The sequence below is a fragment of the Streptomyces sp. NPDC052042 genome (assembly GCF_044548345.1).
In the GTDB taxonomy this organism is placed as follows: domain Bacteria; phylum Actinomycetota; class Actinomycetes; order Streptomycetales; family Streptomycetaceae; genus Streptomyces.
Genome location: NZ_JBIUBU010000037.1, coordinates 26,620 through 44,377, shown reverse-complemented (window position 1 = coordinate 44,377; position 17,758 = coordinate 26,620). Strand labels below are relative to the sequence as shown.

Below are 17,758 nucleotides of genomic sequence, written 5' to 3'. Positions count from 1 at the left end.
TGACAGCAGGCCCTGTCCCAACTATCCCCATGACCAGGCATCCAGCACCCTGTCCCGCTGACACCCACCCAACGCCACCAACGCGCCCACTCACACCCCGAGACCGGGGAACTCATCTCGGACGCCGAAGTCGCCGAGATGCCCGCCTACACCGCCTTCGCGAGCCGCAAGAAGAGCGAGCAGGTCACTGCCCGGCTGATCGTGCGCCGGGTTCGTGACCTTGCCAGACCCGCCGTCGTGGGTGAGCAGGGCGAGTTGTTTCCCGTCTGGCGCTACCACCCGTTCTTCACCGACAACCCCGCACAAACCCTCCAGGCCGAGCGGGAACACCGCCACCACGCGGTGGTCGAACAGGTCATCGCCGACAGCAAAGCCTCCGCCCTGGCCCACCTGCCCTCCGGGCACTTCCACGCCAACGCGGCCTGGCTCACCCTGTGGGCCATGACCTACAACCTGCTGCGGGCCACTGGCGCGCTCACCTCCGCCTTCCACGCCAAGGCCACCACCGCCACCCTCCGCACCCACCTGGTCCAGATTCCGGCCCGGATCGCCCGCTCCGCACGACGTATCACCCTGCACCTGCCACACAACTGGCCCTGGCAGCAAGCCTGGACACACCTTTTCGACACCGCCCACGACCCACCCGCACCGGCCTGATCCCCCTGCCCGCCCCGCCCGCCAGGGCCCAACGGAACCGAACACGTGGAAACGCTGGGCAGACCAGCGGATACCACCTGCCCGCCCACAATCACCGACCCGAAACTGGCTCAGAATCAGTCAGAAGATCACTTTCAGACCACGTCGGTGGATCAAGGCTCAGCATCCGGCGAATACCCAGATCAGTGACCCAGTTCGAGGCACATGTTCGACGAACAAGCTCACATCGCAGGCCGACGCACCGTTTCGCCTTCGCTGGGGTCTGGGAGACAACGCTGTCGGGTGTGAGTGGTCAGTCTCCCTGGGACCAAGCGGCGCTCGGCAGTGACAGGTAGACGCCGAAGTCGACGAGCCCGGTTGCGGCGCGGATGTCCGCGTGGAGCGCATCCACACGCTTTTGGCGGTTGGCTTCCCTGCTGGCGGACCGCCGCATCTCGCGCCATCCGTACCGCTCGGTTAGCGGCGCGTTGTTGAAGCCCTTGGGCTTCTTGGGCGGCGCGCTGACCTGGTCGGGGAACTCATTAGCCAGGCCGCGGTAGCCCTCGTCGGCCTCGGCTTTCACCGTCGGGTGCAGCCGCAGATGCTCGGCGATGCCCTCGGTGCGGATCGCGGTCTGGTCGTGCATGCGGCCGGGCCGCACGGCGCCGGACCACAGGGTGCGCCCCTGGTGGTCGCTGATCGTGGTTGTCTTGATGATGTTCTGCTTGCGCTTGCCGGAGATAAAGGCCCACCGCCCGGGACAGCGCGCTTTCGGACGGCGCACCTGCGTCTCCGTACCGTCGGTCCGCAGCGTGATGTTTTCGGCCTCGGCGTAGGCGAACACGTCCTCCAGGGTTCGCAGCCGCACCCCAGGCCGGTCAGGCACGGCGAAGCCGCGCTCAGCCAGGAGCGGACGGACCTCGCCGATGGCCCGGCCGATAGTGGACGAACCCACCCTATAGATCACGGCCAGCGCCTCGTAGGTAAGGCCGGTGCGCAGGTGAACCAGAGTGACCAGGACCCGGTCGGTGAAGACCAGTTCGTACTTCGGCCCGGCCCCGGCCCGCCGACCGTGGATGCCCCGGCGCCGATCGTGCCGTCCGGACTCACAGCGTGTCGCCCAACGTGGCGCGAGTTCTTCGATCAACTCGTCGAGGTGCTGGCGTGTCAGGCCACAAAAGGATCGATGAGACATGACCGCGCGAACGTGCTTCTTGATCACACTCGAAGAACCCGCGCGGCCCTTGCCATGTCACGGGCTGCCTCGCGATCAATCGCGGGGCAGCCCGTTATCTCCAGGCGGAACAACGAGTAGCAGAAGTCAAGGATGTACTGACGACAGAACGTCAAAGGTCTCCTGAGCTCGCACACATCAATGCCTTTCGTCAAGACGCCCATGTTGGGTTTGGGGGCGTGTCGCGCTCGGTGGTGAAGTGTTCAGTGGCGGGGCAGCGCCTTGGCCACGGCAGTCTGGGAGGGGTCGATGGTGGTCCGCCCGTCCTCGATGCCCCACAGCGTGTTCTGCAGCAGCCGGGCCAGGGTCCAGGCGGCCGCGCGCTGGCGGTCGAGCCCGAGCGCCTCGGTCAGCAGGTCGAAGCGGCGCCGCATCACTCGGGGAGCGTCCCCGGTGGCGTGGTGCTTCTCCCAGCCGGTGTCCAGTGCCGGCCACAGGTCGAAGCCCGGGTCGCCGACGAGGGGTTCGGGGTCGATGGCCAGCTGGCGCGAGGCTTCCCCGTCCGCCGCACGGCCGACAAGGCGACGCCACTTGGATGGTTCGCCCCTCCTCACCGCTTGATGGCGTATGTCACCCCGGGGTGACACCCTCAAATAATCCTCAGGAAATCCGATAAACATGCTCTGAAATCACGGAAGTTACATACGTTGTGCACAGACCCGCCCAGCCAACTGGGCGTCATTTATAGGGGGAAGCTACGTGAGAAAAGCAACGATGTGGTACATTCTCACCCCGGCCACTGCCTTGGCTCTCACTGCGGCACTGGCTAGCACGGCCGACGCAGTAGAGCCCTCGACCGATGTAGCACCCGAAGTCGTCGCAGCCGACCAAATCGCTACACAGGAGTCAGCTGACAGCGTGCTGGAGGGTGGTTCCAAGTCGCCCGCCGAGACTGCCGCTGACCGCGCCCTTTCCGCTCTGCCCGAGGTGGGCGCCGAGGGGGACGTCGGACCCACGCGCTGCGACAATCCTTACAAAGAGTGGTACCAGGTGAGCAATAAGACGGCCACCCACGTGCCGGCCCGGTGGTTCGGCACGAGTTACAAGGACGGTCCGGGCGGAACGATGACGGTCACTGTCCAGAAGTCGGGCAAGCTCGGGGTCGAGATCAGTGGCACTGTGGGGGCCAGCGCCAGTGTCCTTCTTGCTGAGGTTAAGGCCGAGTACAGCGTCAAGGTGGTCGCGGAAGTGGGGATCACAGTGGGGCACACCTACTCCCACGCCATCCCTGCAAAGAAGTACGGTCACTTGCAGTACGGGTCTTGGGGCTACAAGGTGAATTGGGTGAAGTACAAGACCAGCGCGGACCGTTGCGGCAAGGTGAAGCTTGGCTCAGGCACTGCGAAGCTTCCTACCAAGGAGGTCGGATGGCGTTACTGGACGACAAGCTCATGACGTTGCGACCGCGCCCCTGGCGACGTAGCCTCGTTCGCTACTGTATTCCCGTACTGTCCGTTGTCTTCGCTGTCGGGTGCACGAGCGACTCCGACGAAGCAACCAGTCCGAGCATGCCGGAAAGCAGTCCGGGGCAGCATCGGGAGCCCTCCTCCGAAACGTCCGATCGCGCTGAGAAGAGACTCGGTAAGCAGGTCGAGGAAGCTCTCGGTACAGAGGAGGTGAGCGACGGCGATCCGGTGCTTGTCGAGGCTGGCCTTGAGCGAGTCGGCGACGGATTCCACACCGAACCGGAGTTGACGCGAGGGCGCTCGTACAAGTTGGCGGTCGTCTGCGCCGGACAGGGTAAAATCACCCTGTCCGTATCGCTGAAGGACCCCGTCCGCCAGACTGTGGACTGCGACGGCGTCTCCCACTACCAGCGCATCACGGCTTCCGCGGCCAAGGTCGCGATCGTTGCCGAAGGGATGTCAGGGGCCACGGGCATGGTTGGCTGGCGTCTGGACAAGGCCGACAAGTAAGCCGCAGGCCAACCGAAACGCAGCACTGTGCCTCACATCCACACGGTCGGATGTGGGGCACAGCCCGTTGGTGTCGGCCCTCAGCGCGAGTTGAACGCCCGTTGTGCTGCCCCAATGAGGTGGTGTGCATCTGACAGATCTGTTGTTGATCACTAACGGGCTGCCTCGCGATCAATCGCGGGGCAGCCCGTAAGCGCTGTCCCGCAACTGCTGGTCAGTGTGCCGTGAGAGCCCAAGGGGGCGGTGGATTACCTGCGGACGACTCCATGAGCGTCGTGGCAGACTCGTTGCCATGGTGCACCTGCGGGTTCTCACGACGAACGACTGGCCGTTGTGGCGGGAGGTTCGCCTCGCTGCGCTGAGCGAGGCACCACACGCCTTTAAGTCTCGACTCGCTGACTGGCACAACGGTGGGGAGGAGCGGTGGCGTGCGCGCTTGGCGATGCCCTCCACCTACAACGTTGTCGCGTTGCTGGAGGGTCAAACGGTTGGGGTGGCCGCCGGCCTTCGTGGGGACGCCGACGCATGCGAGCTGAGGTCGGTTTGGGTCAGCCCCCGAGCGCGGGGCCGCAGCGTGGGAGACCGGTTGGTAGCGGCAGTAGAGAAGTGGGCCCGGCAGGCGGGCGCTGCGACTTTGAAACTTGCGGTGATCCCGGACAACGAGCCCGCTGTCGCGCTGTATCAGCGCAATGGATTCTCCGACACGGGAGAACTCGGAGACCTGTTGTCCGACGGCAGGACCAGGGAGCGCCTGAGGGTCAAGGTGCTTCGTTGACGGGACGGTCACGGTTGGGATGATCTCGGTGTGGCTGGTGTGATCACGGCGTCGGAGCCGTCCTGGACAGGCCCCGTCCACGATCAGAACGGTGTCCTTGCGGAACCGCCTGTGCGGCTGAATCGCGAGTGTCGGCCCGAGGCGGCCGATGATGCGGTCGGCAGCCGACTTCGAGACGCCGAACAGCGGAGCCAGTGATTGCTTCGTCGACGGACATGCGCATCCTTGCCTCTCGGGCCGCCTCCGGTTCCAACCGGGCGTCTGGGAAAGGGGATACGAAGGTCCGAACCAGGGTCGGCGAGTGGGGTCGATGGTTCGGCAGGGCATCGGGCCGTGGCCAGGTCCCGTACTCGGCTGGGCGGTGCGGTGATGGGGGAGCTGACGGAAGACCGCGCCGTCGTGCTGCGGTGGAGTCGGCATCCGCGCTGTGTGGGGATGGCGCGGGCGGAGTTGACGTCAGGCCGGTGAGACCGGGGCCGGCCGGTGGGCCTCCGGCCATCGGCCGGCGCGCTCCCGGTCCGTCGGCCGGTTCCCCGGCAGGGCGGGGGCGCGTGGGCGTAGCCGTGCCGCCGGGGCCACCGGCGCGTTAGCATCGGCGCATGACCTACGCACCGTGCCGGAACTGGTGGCGCTCCTCCTAGGAGCGGCCACTCCACACGCACGGAACCAGGGCCGTTCGAAACGGACGGCCCTTCTCTCTGCCTCGTACGGGTGCGGATGCCGGTGATTCCGGCGGGCCGTCCTCCACCCAGTCAGTACCGCAGCACCCGCGAGGAGAGACAGCCCCATGAACCCCATGAACCCCGTGAACGCAGGCACCGCGACCGCCGAGGCGTCCGTCACCGACGCGCCTGCCGTCGACGGGCATGCCGCCGCCGACGACACCGCCCTGCGACGTACCGCTGAGCTGGAGAAGCTGATCCGGCAGGCCCCGGAGCGGTTCCGGGTGATGACCGGTGACCGTCCCACCGGGCCGCTGCACCTCGGGCACTACTTCGGCACCCTTCACAACCGCGTCCGGCTCCAGGACCTCGGTGTGGACGTCTTCGTGATTATCGCCGACTACCAGGTGCTCACCGACCGGGACATCGCCGACCGGCTCACCGAGCACATGGAGGCCATGGTCCTGGATTACCTGGCCATCGGCATCGACCCCGAGCGTTCGACGATCTTCAATCACAGCGCCGTGCCCGCGCTGAACCAGCTCATGCTGCCCTTCCTCAGCCTCGTCTCGGTGGCCGAGCTGAGCCGCAACCCCACCGTCAAGGACGAGATCGCGCACTCCCGGCAGTCGGCGGTGAGCGGGCTGATGTTCACGTATCCGGTGCACCAGGCCGCCGACATCCTGTTCTGCAAGGGCAATCTGGTGCCGGTCGGGCGGGATCAGCTGCCGCACCTCGAAGTGACCCGGACCGTCGCCCGCCGCTTCAACGAGCGGTACGGGCAGGTCTTCCCGGAGCCGGACGCGCTGCTCTCCGCCGCGCCGCTGCTGCTCGGCGCCGACGGCACCAAGATGAGCAAGAGCCGGGGCAACTCCATCGCGCTCGGCGCCACCGCCGACGAGACGGCGCGGCTGATCAAGGGGGCGAAGACGGACGCCGACCGGCACATCACGTACGAACCGGAGATCCGGCCCGGAGTGTCCTCGCTGGTGCTGCTGGCCGCGCTCTGTCTGGGCCGCGACCCGCGCGCTCTGGCCGAGGAGATCGGCGGCGGGGGTGCCGCCGCGCTCAAGCGGACGGTGACCGACGCCGTCAACAGTACGATGGCGCCGATCCGGGCCCGACGCGCCGAGTACGCGCGGGACATGGGCTACGTACGGTCCGTGCTGCGGGCCGGGAACGCGCGCGCCAACGAGATCGCCGGGGCCACGTTGGACGAGGTGCGGGGCGCGATGGGCGGGGTGTTGTAGCCCTCGGCTGTAGGCATCTGATGGGGCGTCACGCTGGTGGGCCACCCGGCGAGTTGGGCCAGGCGCCGCGGGCCATCGTGTCCAGGATCAGGGCCGCGATGTTCCAGGCGTCGTCGGCGCCGCTGTGGTGGCGGCCCTCCAGCGGGAGGCCGGCGATCTGCAGGGCCTGGGCCATGCCGGGGCGCTTGCGCAGGCCGTGGGCGGCGGTGAAGGGAACCTTGGCGTTGGTGTGGTGGTGGCCGAACGGGTAGCGGGTGCCGGTGGCCCGGCACTGGCGGGTGAACTGGTTGCGGTCGTAGTCGCCCCAGCTCGCCCAGGGGCGGACCCCTGCCGCGTGCTCCGACGCCAGCAGCCGGCACGCCTCGGCGAAGGAGACGCCCGTGTCCACCTCGGCCTGGGTCAGGCCGGTCAGCTCCGTGCAGAACGCGCTGACGGCCGACCGGGCCGGGCGGACCAGGATCCGGTGCCGGGCGATCCTTCCCCGAGCTCTCGACTCCGCTCGAGCAGGGGAGACCCCATCGGCCGCGCGCAGATCGACGACGGTCAGCCCGATCTCGATGATCTCGCTGACCGCGCCGGGCGGTGGCTGACCGTCCCAGCACGTCGCTTCGACGTCCACCACGTTCAGGAGATCGGGTTCGGCAGGCTCGGCAGGCATGGGACGAGGGTAACGACCTGGGGGCGATAGGGAGTGGATCAGGAGGCGTCGTCATGGGGCTTCGATTGCAAGGCGGAGGAGGGAGTCGATGCGGTGCATCGAAGACCGACGACAGCGCGGCAAGCGGAGTCGCAGGGCGGCGTGAGCGCGCTCCCTATCGGCCCCCAGGTCGTAAGCGGCGGGGCACGCTCGGGCATCCGGGATCCCCGGTCCTGGTGCCTGGGGTTCGGGGCGGTGTCGGGTGTCCGGGGCTCCGGCAGGGGTGGGCGCTACGGCCGCGGCGTCGGCACCCGGCGTCTGCGCAGCAGTTCGGCCAGGCCGCGCCGGGTCGCGGCGATCACCACGCGGTCCTGCGGTCGCAGCACGTACCCCGGGTGCAGGTCCCACACCAGCCCCGATGGGCGGTCCGGGTCGTCGGCGAGGGGGGAGGCCAGGGCCGGTCGGCGGTCCTCGGGCGGAGTGGCGTCCAGGGCCAGTACCCGCCACGCGCCCGCCTGGAACGCCTGCTCCACCGTGCGGCCCTCCAGTTGTGGATGCCCCGCCACCTCGACCGCCGCGAACAGCATGACCTTGCGCTCCACCGGTATGGCGCCCAGGATCTGACGCCCCATCATGGCGACCGCGAAGGACGGGGCGGCCAGGTGCGAGACGGACCGGGAACGGGTCACCGCCTGGGGGTGGGCGGTGCGCAGGGTGCGGTAGACCGCGGTCGCGAACTCGTCGTCGAACAGCCGCAGCGCCACCCGCAGATCCGGCTTGACCGAACGGGCGTAGAGAGCCGCCTCCAGGTTCGTGGTGTCGATACTGGTCAGCGCCAGCAGGGCGCGGGAGCGGTCGATCTTCGCCGCCTCCAGCACACCCTCCTGTGTGACGTCGCCGATGATCACCGGCACATGCAGCCGCCGGGCCATGGGGATGCCGCGTGCGTCCGGGTCGTCCTCCACGCAGACCACGGGGACGCCCATCTCGCGCAGCCGGACGAGGACCCGTGTACCGATCTTGCCGAGTCCGAGCAGCACCACATGACCCGAAAGGCCCCGGGGCGGGCGGCGCAGCGCCGACACCGTGCGCAGCGAGCCGAAGGCTTCCAGGACGGCCGCCACGAGCAGCGGGAGCAGCATCAACCCGGCGACGCCGGAAAGGAGTTGGATGAGCTGACGGGCCGTCTGTTCACCGGCTGCAGGGTCGCCCATCGCGAGCAGGTCCAGCAGCGTCAGATACGCGGCGTGCAGCGGGTCGTCGCCGGTGGTGAGCGTCGAGGCGACGGCCAGGGCGACGACGGACAGGCCGACGCCCAGCGCGGACCAGCGCAGCCGCCGCGAGAAGATCCGGCTCAGCGGTGCGCCCCTGCCCGCCATCCGGGGCGGCGGTGCCGCCGGGTCGGCTCGGCTCACCGTCTCCAGGACGATGGTGCCGCGACCCGTGGCCGCCTCCACCTGGCGTGCGTCCGGGAGGAGTTGGGGGCCCTCGGCGCCGCTGCTGTCGGAGCCCTCGGTGCCCGCCGGGTCGTGGGTGGTGGAGGACAACAGGGCGAGGGTGCACAGCCCGGGGTCGGCGATCCGGCCGTCCTCGGGCGGGGTGCGTTCGGCGGCGCGCAGCAGCAGGCCCTCCGCCTGGATCACCTTGCTGGAGCCGGTGAGCACGGTCGCGGCGAGGGCGGGCGCGGCGGTGTCGGCATCGGACAGGACGGTGGTGGAGGTGTCCAGCTCCGCCGGGTCGAGGCTAAGCACCCATGCCCCTCAGGGAGCCGGCCTCCCGCCATCTCACCACGAAGGTGCCGGGCAGGCGACCAGACCACCGTTGGGTAGCCGCGAAGCGCCGCGAAGTCTGGACCCGAGCTGTCCCGACCGCGGCTGGGCGGCTTCTGCTGTCGTGTCCGCATCCGCTGAGACCTTGTGTGCTGACAGAAGCCGACGAATGGAGGAGTCAGTGAACCGTGAGGAACGACGGCGTGCCGAGCGTGCCGCACGCCGGAACCGCGCGGGCCGGGAACCGGGACCGTCCTTCCAGATACCAGCCAGCCGGATCGCCCGGGCGGCGGTGTTCTCGCCTGCCGACGAAGAACGGCAACGCCAGGATTTCTTGGCCGGTGGCGTGTTCGTGGACGGTGCCGCAGTGCTGTTCCCCGAGGGTAACGGGCCTCGGCTGAGCCCCGTCTTCGTTGTCTACGTCCATGACGATGAGCGCACGTTCGGGCCAGCCCCCCAGTTGCGGACCGCTTTCGACCTGTTGGACGAGGTGGGATCGGTGGCCCTGCACGAACGGATGCCGGTGGCCACCTCCTGGTCGGGTATGAGCGGCAACAGTCCGTTGGTCAAACTGAAGCTGGGGTTCCCCGGGCCCCAGCCAGCCAAGGGATCGGTGGACCTAGGCCCTGTCCTGAGTCGTGATCAAGGTGTGGGGCGGAGACTGCGTATCCAGATCACCGCGCCGCGCAGGTGGAGGCCGGCGAGGTAGCTCTCGGGTGTCTTGTCGTAGCGGGTCGCGAGGCCGCGCCACGCCTTGATCTTGTTGATGCAGCGTTCAACGCTGTTGCGATCTTTGTAGAGCTCGGCGTCGTGGGAGGGGGGCCGTCCGCCTCGGCTTCCCTTCTTCTTCCGGTTCGCGGCCTGGTCGGCCTTCTCCGGGATGACCGCCTTGATGTTCCGTTTGCGCAGATGGGCGCGGTTGGCGCGGGAGGAGTATGCCTTGTCACCGGCGACCGCGTCGGGACGGGTGCGCGGGCGGCCGACCGGGCCACGGATCTTGATCTTGTCCAGGACCGGGACGAACCGGGGGCTGTCGGCGGCCTGCCCCTCGGTCAGGATGAAGGCGAGCGGGCGGCAGTGGGGGTCGGAGGCGAGATGAACCTTACTGGTCAGGCCGCCGCGCGAGCGCCCGAGCCGGGCGGCCTTCAGCCTTGATCCACCGGCCGGCGCCTTGTGGATAGCAGCTTGGAAAACGAGGAAGTGCCTTGTGACCTGCAATGATGGGAGTTCTTGAGGCTCCACCAGGCACGATCGGCAAGGCACTTCCGAGATGCAAGTTTCCCATACGTCGGCGGCGGTCTCCGCTACGTTCGATGACCCGAATCTGATCGCGCATGCCGGGCTCGTCCCGGTGATGCGGCTGGCCGAGAGATGCGGCCTTTCGCGTCTGGTGGCCAAGAAGGTGAAGCTGACCGGCGCGAGCAACGGCGCGGGTGCGGCGGCGGACGCCAAGGTCACCAGCATCGTCGCGGGCATGGCCTCAGGCGCGGACAGCATCGACGACCTCCACGTCCTGCGTCATGGTGCGATGCCGGCCGTGTTCGCGGGCATTCGTGCCCCGTCCACGCTGGGCACGTTCCTGCGCTCGTTCACCCACGGTCACGCCCTCCAACTCCACGCCGTGCACCGCAGGTTCTTGACCGCGCTGGCCGCACACACCCCGCTTCTACCCGGCGCGGGCGAGAGGGCGTTCATCGATGTCGATTCCACCCACAAACGGGTCTACGGCCGGGCCAAACAGGGCGCCGAGTACGGCCGGTTCAAGGGCATCCGCACCCTCCACCCCCTGCTCGCCACGGTCTGCACCCCCGGCTCCCGCCCGGTGATCGCCGGAGTGCGGATGCGTCGCGGCAAGGCAGCCGACTCCCGCGGCGCCCCGAAGTTTGTCAAGCACCGGGTTTCGTGGAGAGTGAGTTAGCTGGTTTTCTGGAGTGACGGGTGGGGTTCGGTGGCGTAGTGGGCGGCTTCGTGCTCGGCGGGGGTGACGTGTCCGAGCTCGCCGTGGAGCCGCTTCCGGTTGAACCAGTCGATGTATTCGACGACGGCGATCTCGACGTCGTTGATGCCGGTCCACGGTCCCTTGTTGCGGATCAGTTCGGCCTTGAACAGGCTGTTGAACGCCTCGGCGAGGGCATTGTCGTAGGAGTCGCCCCTGGAGCCGACGGAGGCCACGGCGTCGGCCTCGTCGAGACGTTCGGTGTAGCGAATCGCCCGGTATTGGACGCCGCGGTCGGAGTGGTGGACCAGGCCGGTCAGGTCGGCGCCTTCGCGGCGGCGTTTCCATATCGCCATGTCCAGGGCGTCCAGGGCGAGGTCGGTGTAGAGGCTGGTGGCGACCTGCCAGCCGACGACCATGCGGGAGAAGACGTCGATGACGAAGGCCGCGTAGACCCAGCCGGCGAAGGTGCGGATGTAGGTGATGTCGGCCACCCACAGCTGGTTGGGGGCGGTTGCGGTGAACTGTCGATCGACCAGGTCGGCGGGGCGGGCGGTCTCGGGAGCGGGGCGGGTGGTGCGCGGGCTCTTGGCCCGGATCACTCCGCGCAGGCCGGCCGTGCGCATGAGGCGCTCGACGGTGCAGCGGGCCACCTCGACACCCTCGCGGACAAGCGCGGCGTGGACCTTGCGGGCTCCGTAGACGTCGTAGTTGTCGGAGTGGATGCGCTGTATCTCCTTGGTGAGGTGCTCGTCGCGCGGGAGTAGCCCGTGGCCGACGGCTGGTCCTGTGGCGGCAGGACGTGGTCGACGACAGCCTTAAGGATGCGGCGGCATGTCGTGATGGCCTGCGACAGCTCTTCCGCAGTATCCCGGTCGGGAGAAATATCGGATGCTTCCTGGAGCCGCCGGTAGACGGGCATCGTCACCGGCAACCGCGTCACCCCCTCCGTCTACTCACGCTGACCCCGTCACTCGCTCGCCTTCCTGACCCACACCTGACGCGATCACCGCCGCGCCTTTTCCCGCAACGCTCACCACGAACGGCACTTAACCGACGCAGCCTGCGGTGGTTTGGAGCCTCCCCCTGCAGGGCGACCCCGGAGGACCTACCTCCATCTCTCGCACAGCACCGCTTCCGGAAGCTCCTCCATCGACGCCTCCTTCAGCGTTCGTGACACACGACCAGCACAAACACACACCGGACCTTTTAGCCCTGGCGCTACCTTCAACGAGCGCGGCCCCACTCAGCACAAACGGCACAACCCCAGCTCACACACCCCGGCCACCCCACCCGCCCCCCTCACCCTTCCTCTCAACCAATCAGCAACACACCAGGCCAGCCACCACCCCACACACCAACAAACCCCCCTCCGAGCGTCAACACGGCAGCACCTGGAGGAAGCCGGCGGCGAACTGCCTACCGAACCCGGTGTCGTCATGCACCGCGGCGAAGACCTCGGGCGATGGGTCAAGGCGCAGCGGCTGGGCTGGGAGAAGCTGACGACGGTGCAGCAGTGGATGTGCGAGCAGGTCCTCGGGATCACACCCGCAAGCGAGGACGAGAAGCCGAAGCCGCCCCGTACGCAGGCCGACAAGTGGACCGCGAACCTCGCGGCCGCCCGGCAGTTCTTCGTGCGCGAGGGCCATCTGAAGGTGCCTCGAAAGCATGTCGAGACTGTGCTCTGCGAGGACGGCTGGGAGCTCCAGTTCCGTCTGGGGGCATGGGTCAGCAACCAGCGGAGCAGGGCCGCCACGCTGTCCCCGGAGCGGGTGGAGCAGCTGTCCGAGGTCGGGATGCGGTGGTCGTGATGGGCATCGTCGTCACCGCGGCCGCCCTCGATCGCCGCGGACAGCTGGCCTTCCGCCTCGCGCAGGACGACATCGGCGAGCGCCCGGGCCCGCTGCTCTTCGGCAGCTGGTCGTCGCGGCGCCGTACGTCGGAGGCGACCGCGCGGGCGTGACCGGTCAGCTGGAGGCCGATCTGCTCCAGGTCGCGGGCCGTGAGCGTGTCCTCGCCGGTCCACGCGAGGACGGCCTTGACGAGGCACTCGTACGGTTCGCGATCGAGCGGGAGCCCGGCTTCGATCAGGCCGTCGGGGTCGTACAGGACCGTGTGGGAGCTGGTGTGCATGGCGGGCCTCGCTGCCGGAAGCGTCGTGTGCGGGTGGCCGGCGGTCACCGCAGGGGGGCCTCGCCGTTGGCTCCGTCGTCCTGGTCCTCGCCGTGCCGACCGAGGAACCGGGCGAAGCCGCGGTCCGCGCGGGCGAGCAGGGCCGGTAAGGGGACGCCGTAGGCGTGCGGCTGGAGGCCGCGGCCCTCCGGGGCCAGGGCGGTGGAGTCGGTGTGTGCGCGCATGAGGCCTCGCCTCTCCCGCTGGTGGTCCGTCGGTGCCGTCGACGCTACGCAGCTGTGGTCCACGCGCTCAACGAAGTTGCGGAGAATTGCGGAGGTTCACTCCAGGGTGTCGATCGCGGCCTGGATGAGGGCGCGGGCGGCGTCGCCGCAGACGGCCATTTCAGGCACGTTGGAGACCCGCGGGCAGCAGACACAGCCCCGTATCTGCCCTCGGAGCCCTTCCCTGACAGGCCGGCATACATGTTCTGTGGGTCTGGTCCGATCCGCACCTGCATCGCTGACACCGAAAGGCACCCCGTTGCCCTACCAAGGTCCACAGCCTGCAAAGCAGATACGCAGGCAACCCAACCAGACGACCTCGCCAGAACAGACCGTGATGACGCCTGTGGGGCTGATGGCACTCCAGGCCAGTGTCGGCAACGCCGCAGTCATCCAGATGCTCCGCCAGGCCGGCCATCCATGGGCTCAGCCTGAGAAGCACCAGCACACCGCCGAAAGCCGCCACCAACGGATCGGACAGAACACGCCCGCCGTGCAGCGCTCCGCCGTCCACGACGTCCTGCGCACCCCTGGCCGCCCCCTCGACGCCACCACCCGCGCCGACATGGAAGCCCGCCTCGGCGCCGACTTCTCCGACGTCTGCATCCACACCGACAACACAGCGAAGGACTCCGCCGCCGAAGTCGGTGCCCGCGCCTACACAAGCGGCAACCACATCGTCATCGGCGAAAACGGCGCCGACAAACACACCCTCGCCCACGAACTCACCCACGTCATCCAGCAGCGTCAAGGCCCGGTCGCCGGAACCGACAACGGTAACGGTCTAAAAGTGTCTGACCCATCGGACCGTTATGAACGCGAGGCGGAGGCGAACGCGCGCCGTGCGCTGAGCGGCAGTGCTCCCGCGATGGCGACGACCGGCACGGCATCCCCGCACTGCGGCGCCGAGGCCGATGCGGTCGTCCAGCGCCGCATCGACGTGGCCGTCACGCAGAAGGGCGTCGAGCTGCGCCGGGACGGCGACGCCGAGCGCCTGCCCAAAGACTTCAACATAACCGGGAACACCTACCGCCACATGTCACCGAAAGCGACTCGTATCGAGGCCGCCCAGTCGGCGCTGATGGAATTCCTGGCGAACCAGCCGGAGCAGCAGAAGAAGATCAAGGAAGTGGCCGACCTGGTCGCGGCTCTCCAGGCCCGGGCGGCCAGCTGGGAACGCTATACCGAGGACAAGAAAGACCAGTTCATAGGCGACAAGACGCGGAACAGCAAGCTTGCGGGCAAGGGTGACAAGAACCTCTACGACAGCATCTCCTTCGAGGCCCTACAGGCCAAAGGCGCCTACGAGTCCTGGCATCTCATGCAGGACGCCGGGGCACTGACACGGCAGTACGCGTACAAGCAGATCGCCCAGAACGGCGCCCAGCCGGTGCTGGCAAGAGTGCGGGACGAGCAACAAACGGCTCTCATCATGCAAGAAATCGAGCAGGAGGTGGATGTCTCGCTCAACAGCACCGGAGCCAAACTCGGCCTGACCCCGGCACACATCAACCAGACGGCCCACGACATACTGCAAATCCTCGGCGGCCAGGGCCCACAAGTCGTGATCGGGGTGGTGGAGGACGTAGCGAGTATGGCGATCAGAACCATGCACGAAGGGGAGTGGTACGGAAACCTCACGCAGGACGGGGAACCCCATGGCCAACACGTCCCCGATGTGCACGGAACGGCCTGGCCGTCGCCCCCCGGCCCCACAACACCTTGAGTGCGCCCGCCGGAGATCCCTCACCTCGGTGCCGGTCGGGTCGGTGACCGGGTTCACTCGGACGAATGTTCCCTGCCTGATCGGCGATCCGCGGGCCGGGAGGAACCCGTCGGGGTCCGGCGGCCCGTCGTACTCCTGCTGTACCGCCCCCTGTGAGGACCTGGCGGACCTGGTCGCTGCCGACACCCCACTCGGACCCGAACAGGCCGCCGTCTGGTACGCCACATGCACAAGCATGCCGACGCCGGCAACGCCGCGTTTGCCGAGCACATCGCCGCCGGACACGACTCCCTCTACCGCACCGACGCGGCACACATCGCTCGCCACGCACCAACCTTTACGGCAGCGTTGAGGCGAAGTGCCCCATCCACCAGGGGGAATAGCGCACGGTTGGAATAACCCCCTCCCGCCAGTACGCGAGGGGTACATCGAGCGCCTGGAGGCGTTCGTGGAGCAGCACCGCGCCCGTCTGGAAGAGATGCTGCGCACGCGCGGGCCGGGCAGCAGGCCCGCCTCGCACGGCCGGTACACGCTGATCGGGCAGCCCGAGACCCTGGTCATCGTGGAGCGGATGGAGACCAACCCGTTCGGCCTGCGCGGCCAGTGGGAGAAGGAGCTGGAGGACGTCTTGCTGGACGACCTCGAGTTCGCGTGGGGGCCGCGTATCCGCCTCAGCCGGTGAGCAGCCGACAACCAGCAGCGGGCCCGGACGGGGTGATCCTGTCCGGGCCCGCTGTCGTCGGTCAGCCGAAGTCGAGCGTCTCCTGAGCGAAGGCCGGGCTGGGCTGGGGCGGCGGTGCGACGTCCTGGCGGGCGGCCCTCCAGCGATCGGCCAGCTGTTCCTTCCAGCCCTTGGGCGGGGGCCACGAGACGCCCCAGGCGGCGAGCTGGTCGCGCTGCGTGCGGGCTGCTTCGACCTCGTCGGGCGAGGGCAGGGCGGGCATGGTCAGCGGCCGCCCATGAGGAACAGGGCCGACGCAGGGTTGGCGAGGCTCTTGCCCAGCTGCTCGCTGTCGGCCGCGACGGTCCGGAGCGCCGCGGTGGTCGTGGCCACCTCGGTGTTCACGTCGCCCTGCTCGATCGTGACCTTGCCGTTCTTGGCCAGGAGCTCCAGGACGTCGGCGGTCTGCTCGAATGCCTGCGGGAGCCGCTCGACCAACTGCTTGAGTGCCTGGATGGTCTCCGGCAGCTGTGGCGCTGACAGCGTTCGCGCGTCGTCCAGAACCACATGGTTGAGGTCCTCGATCAGGTCTCGGGCCTGACGCGCCAACTTCGCCGGGTCCGTCTTCGCCGCCATGCACTCGCTCCTCGCCGCTGAACTGGTGGCCCCAGTGTTCCAGAGCGGAGACAGCGGCAGGCCCGCGTTGAGGGGGTACGTGGAGGCCCTCGGACAACCCGCCCGCTGTTGCCTCCACGCTCTGCTACTCCTGGATCAGGTGCTCACCTCGGTGATGGTGTCCGCGATCAGGACGGGCAGGTGGTTGATCGCCCGTTCCAAGAGCCGCTCGATCGGGACCGAGTGCGGGCTGTCGTCAACGCTGATGAGCTTGCCCCAGACCGCGGGCTCGTAGCGGGCGAGCATGGACAGCGTGTATAGCACGGCCCACCAGGCCATCAGCGGGTGCAGCTCCCGCTTCATCCGAGGGAGGAGAGGCAGGAAGTACCGCTCCCCGGCGTAGCCGCGGGTCATGGCGCGCAGGTGAGCGAGCCGTTCGGCGCTGGTCGCCATTCCGTCGAATCCCGTGCCCACGCCCTGCGGCATGAGCCAGTTCATCACCAGTTCGCCCCCGCCGTGGTCGTAGCGGGTGTAGTCCGGAAGCGCCGCTGGCCCCTGGCTGAGGGCGCGGTTGGTCACGTAGCTCTCGTGCTGGGCGACGTTCGGGTACGCGGTCAGGAAGTCGTCCAGAGCTTCGCGGGTGCCGGCGTCGATGACTCGGTCCGGGATGCCGCACACGGGGATGCTCAGCAGGGAGTGCTCGTGCGTGCCGACACCGATTTCATCGAGGCGCCAGTCCTCGCCCTTGAGAGACCAGGCCGCCGCCGCGATGGCTCGGCCGGCCTGGCTGAGGCCGTAGAAGACCAGGACCGGGCGGGTGGCCGGCCCCACGACGGCGGCGGCCTGGAACAGCTGCTGAGCCTGCTCCAGGGCTGCCGAGTACGTCTTGCGGCGGGCACCGGTGTTGGCTCTGGCCGGTGGATCGGAGCGGCTGGCCCGCAGCCGCTCCCACGCCTCATCTGCGTCGAGATCGCTGTGCATGACCAAGGACGCTACTCGGCTCCAGAAGCCCGAGCGGGTGAATTTTCCCCTCACGTACGCGGGCGCGGATCTAAGCGAAAAAGTCCAACTTGCCAAGTTTTCAAGGCTCTTGACACCTTTCCAGGTGTTCTGTCACGGTCATGTTCGCCCGCTCCGGGCGGACCACGAGAGAGGAAGATCCCGGACGCGGTGTGGGGCGAGGGCGAGGCAATGGTGCCCATCGGACAGCACATGGCCAACCTCCGCCGGAAAAGCGGCCTCGGGAAGGACCCGAAGCGGGCCGCCGTGCGCGCGCAGCAGCTCGCCGCGGTCGACGAGGACTGGAACTGCCCGTGGCCGCTGAGCTGGCAGCGGCACTACCGCGTCCTGGTCGACGCCGACGGCGTCCTGCCCTACATCGCGCCGGGCGTCACGTTCGAGGGCGACGACATCGGCACCTGGAGGTGGCGGCAGCAGGAACCCGGCACCTGGGCACAGCTCATGCCCGAACAGCGCGAACGGCTGACCGCGCTGGGCGTACGGGGCGCCGCCCTCCCCGTGATAGCCGCCACCCCGGCAGTACGT

At 68.3% G+C, this 17,758-nt stretch carries 17 protein-coding genes and 6 pseudogenes; 10 read left to right on the top strand and 13 right to left on the bottom strand.

Translation table 11 applies throughout. The annotated features are described in order from the left end of the window. The first annotated feature begins 138 nt into the window (after positions 1-138). Positions 139-657, top strand: coding sequence for a transposase (locus ACIHCL_RS33970; RefSeq protein WP_399868094.1), 519 nt, complete (start codon positions 139-141; stop codon positions 655-657). Between the two features lie 292 nt (positions 658-949). Here the strand turns inward: ACIHCL_RS33970 and ACIHCL_RS33965 are convergent, their stop codons facing one another. Then, entirely contained in the window at positions 950-1,858 is a 909-nt protein-coding gene (locus ACIHCL_RS33965) for a transposase family protein (RefSeq protein WP_399868092.1), read from the bottom strand. Between the two features lie 215 nt (positions 1,859-2,073). Continuing rightward, a pseudogene (locus ACIHCL_RS33960) lies at positions 2,074-2,475 on the bottom strand (aminoglycoside phosphotransferase family protein); the annotation flags it as partial. A gap of 109 nt (positions 2,476-2,584) precedes the next feature. Between ACIHCL_RS33960 and ACIHCL_RS33955 the strand changes: the two are divergent. The 3 genes from ACIHCL_RS33955 (at position 2,585) to ACIHCL_RS33945 (ending at position 4,561) form a co-directional block, all read left to right on the top strand. Beyond that, complete coding sequence (locus tag ACIHCL_RS33955; RefSeq protein WP_399868091.1) at positions 2,585-3,265, top strand: hypothetical protein; 681 nt, start codon at positions 2,585-2,587, stop codon at positions 3,263-3,265. After that, complete coding sequence (locus tag ACIHCL_RS33950; protein ID WP_399868089.1) at positions 3,238-3,786, top strand: hypothetical protein; 549 nt, start codon at positions 3,238-3,240, stop codon at positions 3,784-3,786. The genes ACIHCL_RS33955 and ACIHCL_RS33950 overlap by 28 nt, the downstream gene beginning before the upstream one ends. Positions 3,787-4,078: 292 nt before the next feature. Then, on the top strand, positions 4,079-4,561 hold the full coding sequence (locus tag ACIHCL_RS33945; RefSeq protein ID WP_399868087.1) for a GNAT family N-acetyltransferase: 483 nt from the start codon (positions 4,079-4,081) through the stop codon (positions 4,559-4,561). Positions 4,562-4,597: 36 nt separating this feature from the next. Here ACIHCL_RS33945 and ACIHCL_RS33940 read toward each other — a convergent pair. Beyond that, a pseudogene (locus tag ACIHCL_RS33940) lies at positions 4,598-4,768 on the bottom strand (IS5/IS1182 family transposase); the annotation flags it as partial. Positions 4,769-5,357: 589 nt separating this feature from the next. Between ACIHCL_RS33940 and trpS the strand changes: the two are divergent. Continuing rightward, positions 5,358-6,473 (top strand): tryptophan--tRNA ligase, encoded by a 1,116-nt coding sequence (trpS, locus tag ACIHCL_RS33935; RefSeq protein WP_399868100.1) that lies wholly within the window; start codon positions 5,358-5,360, stop codon positions 6,471-6,473. A 28-nt stretch (positions 6,474-6,501) separates the two neighbouring features. Here the strand turns inward: trpS and ACIHCL_RS33930 are convergent, their stop codons facing one another. The 4 genes and pseudogenes from ACIHCL_RS33930 to ACIHCL_RS33915 form a co-directional block, all read right to left on the bottom strand. Further along, positions 6,502-7,131, bottom strand: coding sequence for an exonuclease domain-containing protein (locus ACIHCL_RS33930; RefSeq protein WP_399868085.1), 630 nt, complete (start codon positions 7,129-7,131; stop codon positions 6,502-6,504). Positions 7,132-7,400: 269 nt separating this feature from the next. After that, positions 7,401-8,852, bottom strand: a pseudogene (locus ACIHCL_RS33925) (potassium channel family protein); the annotation flags it as partial. A 205-nt stretch (positions 8,853-9,057) separates the two neighbouring features. Continuing rightward, entirely contained in the window at positions 9,058-9,390 is a 333-nt protein-coding gene (locus ACIHCL_RS33920) for a hypothetical protein (RefSeq protein ID WP_399868083.1), read from the bottom strand. A 131-nt stretch (positions 9,391-9,521) separates the two neighbouring features. Continuing rightward, positions 9,522-10,121 carry an IS5 family transposase gene (locus ACIHCL_RS33915; protein WP_399868081.1) on the bottom strand — a complete coding sequence of 200 codons (600 nt, stop codon included), beginning with the start codon at positions 10,119-10,121 and terminating at the stop codon, positions 9,522-9,524. A 28-nt stretch (positions 10,122-10,149) separates the two neighbouring features. Between ACIHCL_RS33915 and ACIHCL_RS33910 the strand changes: the two genes are divergently transcribed. Further along, entirely contained in the window at positions 10,150-10,797 is a 648-nt protein-coding gene (locus ACIHCL_RS33910; RefSeq protein WP_399868079.1) for a transposase, read from the top strand. Here ACIHCL_RS33910 and ACIHCL_RS33905 read toward each other — a convergent pair. Next, positions 10,794-11,561 (bottom strand): annotated as a pseudogene (locus ACIHCL_RS33905) (IS3 family transposase); the annotation flags it as partial. The gene ACIHCL_RS33910 and the pseudogene ACIHCL_RS33905 sit on opposite strands and share 4 nt — an antisense overlap. Before the next feature lie 693 nt (positions 11,562-12,254). Here ACIHCL_RS33905 and ACIHCL_RS33900 point away from each other — a divergent pair. Further along, positions 12,255-12,626, top strand: a complete 372-nt coding sequence (locus tag ACIHCL_RS33900) for a helicase associated domain-containing protein (RefSeq protein WP_399868077.1) — start codon at positions 12,255-12,257, stop codon at positions 12,624-12,626. Positions 12,627-12,649: 23 nt separating this feature from the next. Here ACIHCL_RS33900 and ACIHCL_RS33895 read toward each other — a convergent pair. Both ACIHCL_RS33895 and ACIHCL_RS33890 read right to left on the bottom strand, forming a co-directional pair. Next, positions 12,650-12,948 (bottom strand): annotated as a pseudogene (locus ACIHCL_RS33895) (DUF6415 family natural product biosynthesis protein); the annotation flags it as partial. A 44-nt stretch (positions 12,949-12,992) separates the two neighbouring features. Beyond that, a complete protein-coding gene (locus ACIHCL_RS33890) occupies positions 12,993-13,172 on the bottom strand; it encodes a hypothetical protein (RefSeq protein ID WP_399868075.1) in 180 nt (59 codons plus the stop codon). 376 nt (positions 13,173-13,548) lie between these two features. Here ACIHCL_RS33890 and ACIHCL_RS33885 point away from each other — a divergent pair, with 376 nt between their 5' ends. Together ACIHCL_RS33885 and ACIHCL_RS33880 are read left to right on the top strand one after the other, a co-directional pair. Further along, complete coding sequence (locus tag ACIHCL_RS33885; RefSeq protein ID WP_399868098.1) at positions 13,549-14,937, top strand: DUF4157 domain-containing protein; 1,389 nt, start codon at positions 13,549-13,551, stop codon at positions 14,935-14,937. Between the two features lie 448 nt (positions 14,938-15,385). Then, positions 15,386-15,619: a hypothetical protein gene (locus ACIHCL_RS33880; RefSeq protein WP_399868074.1), complete on the top strand. Its 234-nt coding sequence runs from the start codon at positions 15,386-15,388 to the stop codon at positions 15,617-15,619. 61 nt (positions 15,620-15,680) lie between these two features. On the opposite strand, the gene ACIHCL_RS33875 is transcribed toward ACIHCL_RS33880, so the two are convergent. The 3 genes from ACIHCL_RS33875 to ACIHCL_RS33865 form a co-directional block, all read right to left on the bottom strand. Further along, the gene (locus tag ACIHCL_RS33875; RefSeq protein WP_399868073.1) at positions 15,681-15,881 is read right to left on the bottom strand and encodes a hypothetical protein; all 201 of its coding nucleotides are present in this window, start codon (positions 15,879-15,881) and stop codon (positions 15,681-15,683) included. Between the two features lie 2 nt (positions 15,882-15,883). Beyond that, on the bottom strand, positions 15,884-16,234 hold the full coding sequence (locus ACIHCL_RS33870) for a hypothetical protein (RefSeq protein ID WP_399868071.1): 351 nt from the start codon (positions 16,232-16,234) through the stop codon (positions 15,884-15,886). 135 nt (positions 16,235-16,369) lie between these two features. Beyond that, a complete protein-coding gene (locus ACIHCL_RS33865; RefSeq protein WP_399868070.1) occupies positions 16,370-17,194 on the bottom strand; it encodes a YaaC family protein in 825 nt (274 codons plus the stop codon). A 183-nt stretch (positions 17,195-17,377) separates the two neighbouring features. Here ACIHCL_RS33865 and ACIHCL_RS33860 point away from each other — a divergent pair. Further along, positions 17,378-17,758: pseudogene (locus ACIHCL_RS33860) on the top strand (helicase associated domain-containing protein); the annotation flags it as partial.

Bases quoted from the DNA above. Each gene is read 5' to 3' on its own strand.
- ACIHCL_RS33970 (WP_399868094.1), top strand. From the start codon at position 139: ATGCCCGCCTACACCGCCTTCGCGAGCCGCAAGAAGAGCGAGCAGGTC.
- ACIHCL_RS33955 (WP_399868091.1), top strand. From the start codon at position 2,585: ATGTGGTACATTCTCACCCCGGCCACTGCCTTGGCTCTCACTGCGGCA.
- ACIHCL_RS33950 (WP_399868089.1), top strand. From the start codon at position 3,238: ATGGCGTTACTGGACGACAAGCTCATGACGTTGCGACCGCGCCCCTGG.
- ACIHCL_RS33945 (WP_399868087.1), top strand. From the start codon at position 4,079: ATGGTGCACCTGCGGGTTCTCACGACGAACGACTGGCCGTTGTGGCGG.
- trpS (WP_399868100.1), top strand. From the start codon at position 5,358: ATGAACCCCGTGAACGCAGGCACCGCGACCGCCGAGGCGTCCGTCACC.
- ACIHCL_RS33930 (WP_399868085.1), bottom strand. From the start codon at position 7,131: ATGCCTGCCGAGCCTGCCGAACCCGATCTCCTGAACGTGGTGGACGTC.
- ACIHCL_RS33910 (WP_399868079.1), top strand. From the start codon at position 10,150: ATGCAAGTTTCCCATACGTCGGCGGCGGTCTCCGCTACGTTCGATGAC.
- ACIHCL_RS33900 (WP_399868077.1), top strand. From the start codon at position 12,255: ATGCACCGCGGCGAAGACCTCGGGCGATGGGTCAAGGCGCAGCGGCTG.
- ACIHCL_RS33890 (WP_399868075.1), bottom strand. From the start codon at position 13,172: ATGCGCGCACACACCGACTCCACCGCCCTGGCCCCGGAGGGCCGCGGC.
- ACIHCL_RS33885 (WP_399868098.1), top strand. From the start codon at position 13,549: ATGACGCCTGTGGGGCTGATGGCACTCCAGGCCAGTGTCGGCAACGCC.
- ACIHCL_RS33875 (WP_399868073.1), bottom strand. From the start codon at position 15,881: ATGCCCGCCCTGCCCTCGCCCGACGAGGTCGAAGCAGCCCGCACGCAG.
- ACIHCL_RS33870 (WP_399868071.1), bottom strand. From the start codon at position 16,234: ATGGCGGCGAAGACGGACCCGGCGAAGTTGGCGCGTCAGGCCCGAGAC.
- ACIHCL_RS33865 (WP_399868070.1), bottom strand. From the start codon at position 17,194: ATGCACAGCGATCTCGACGCAGATGAGGCGTGGGAGCGGCTGCGGGCC.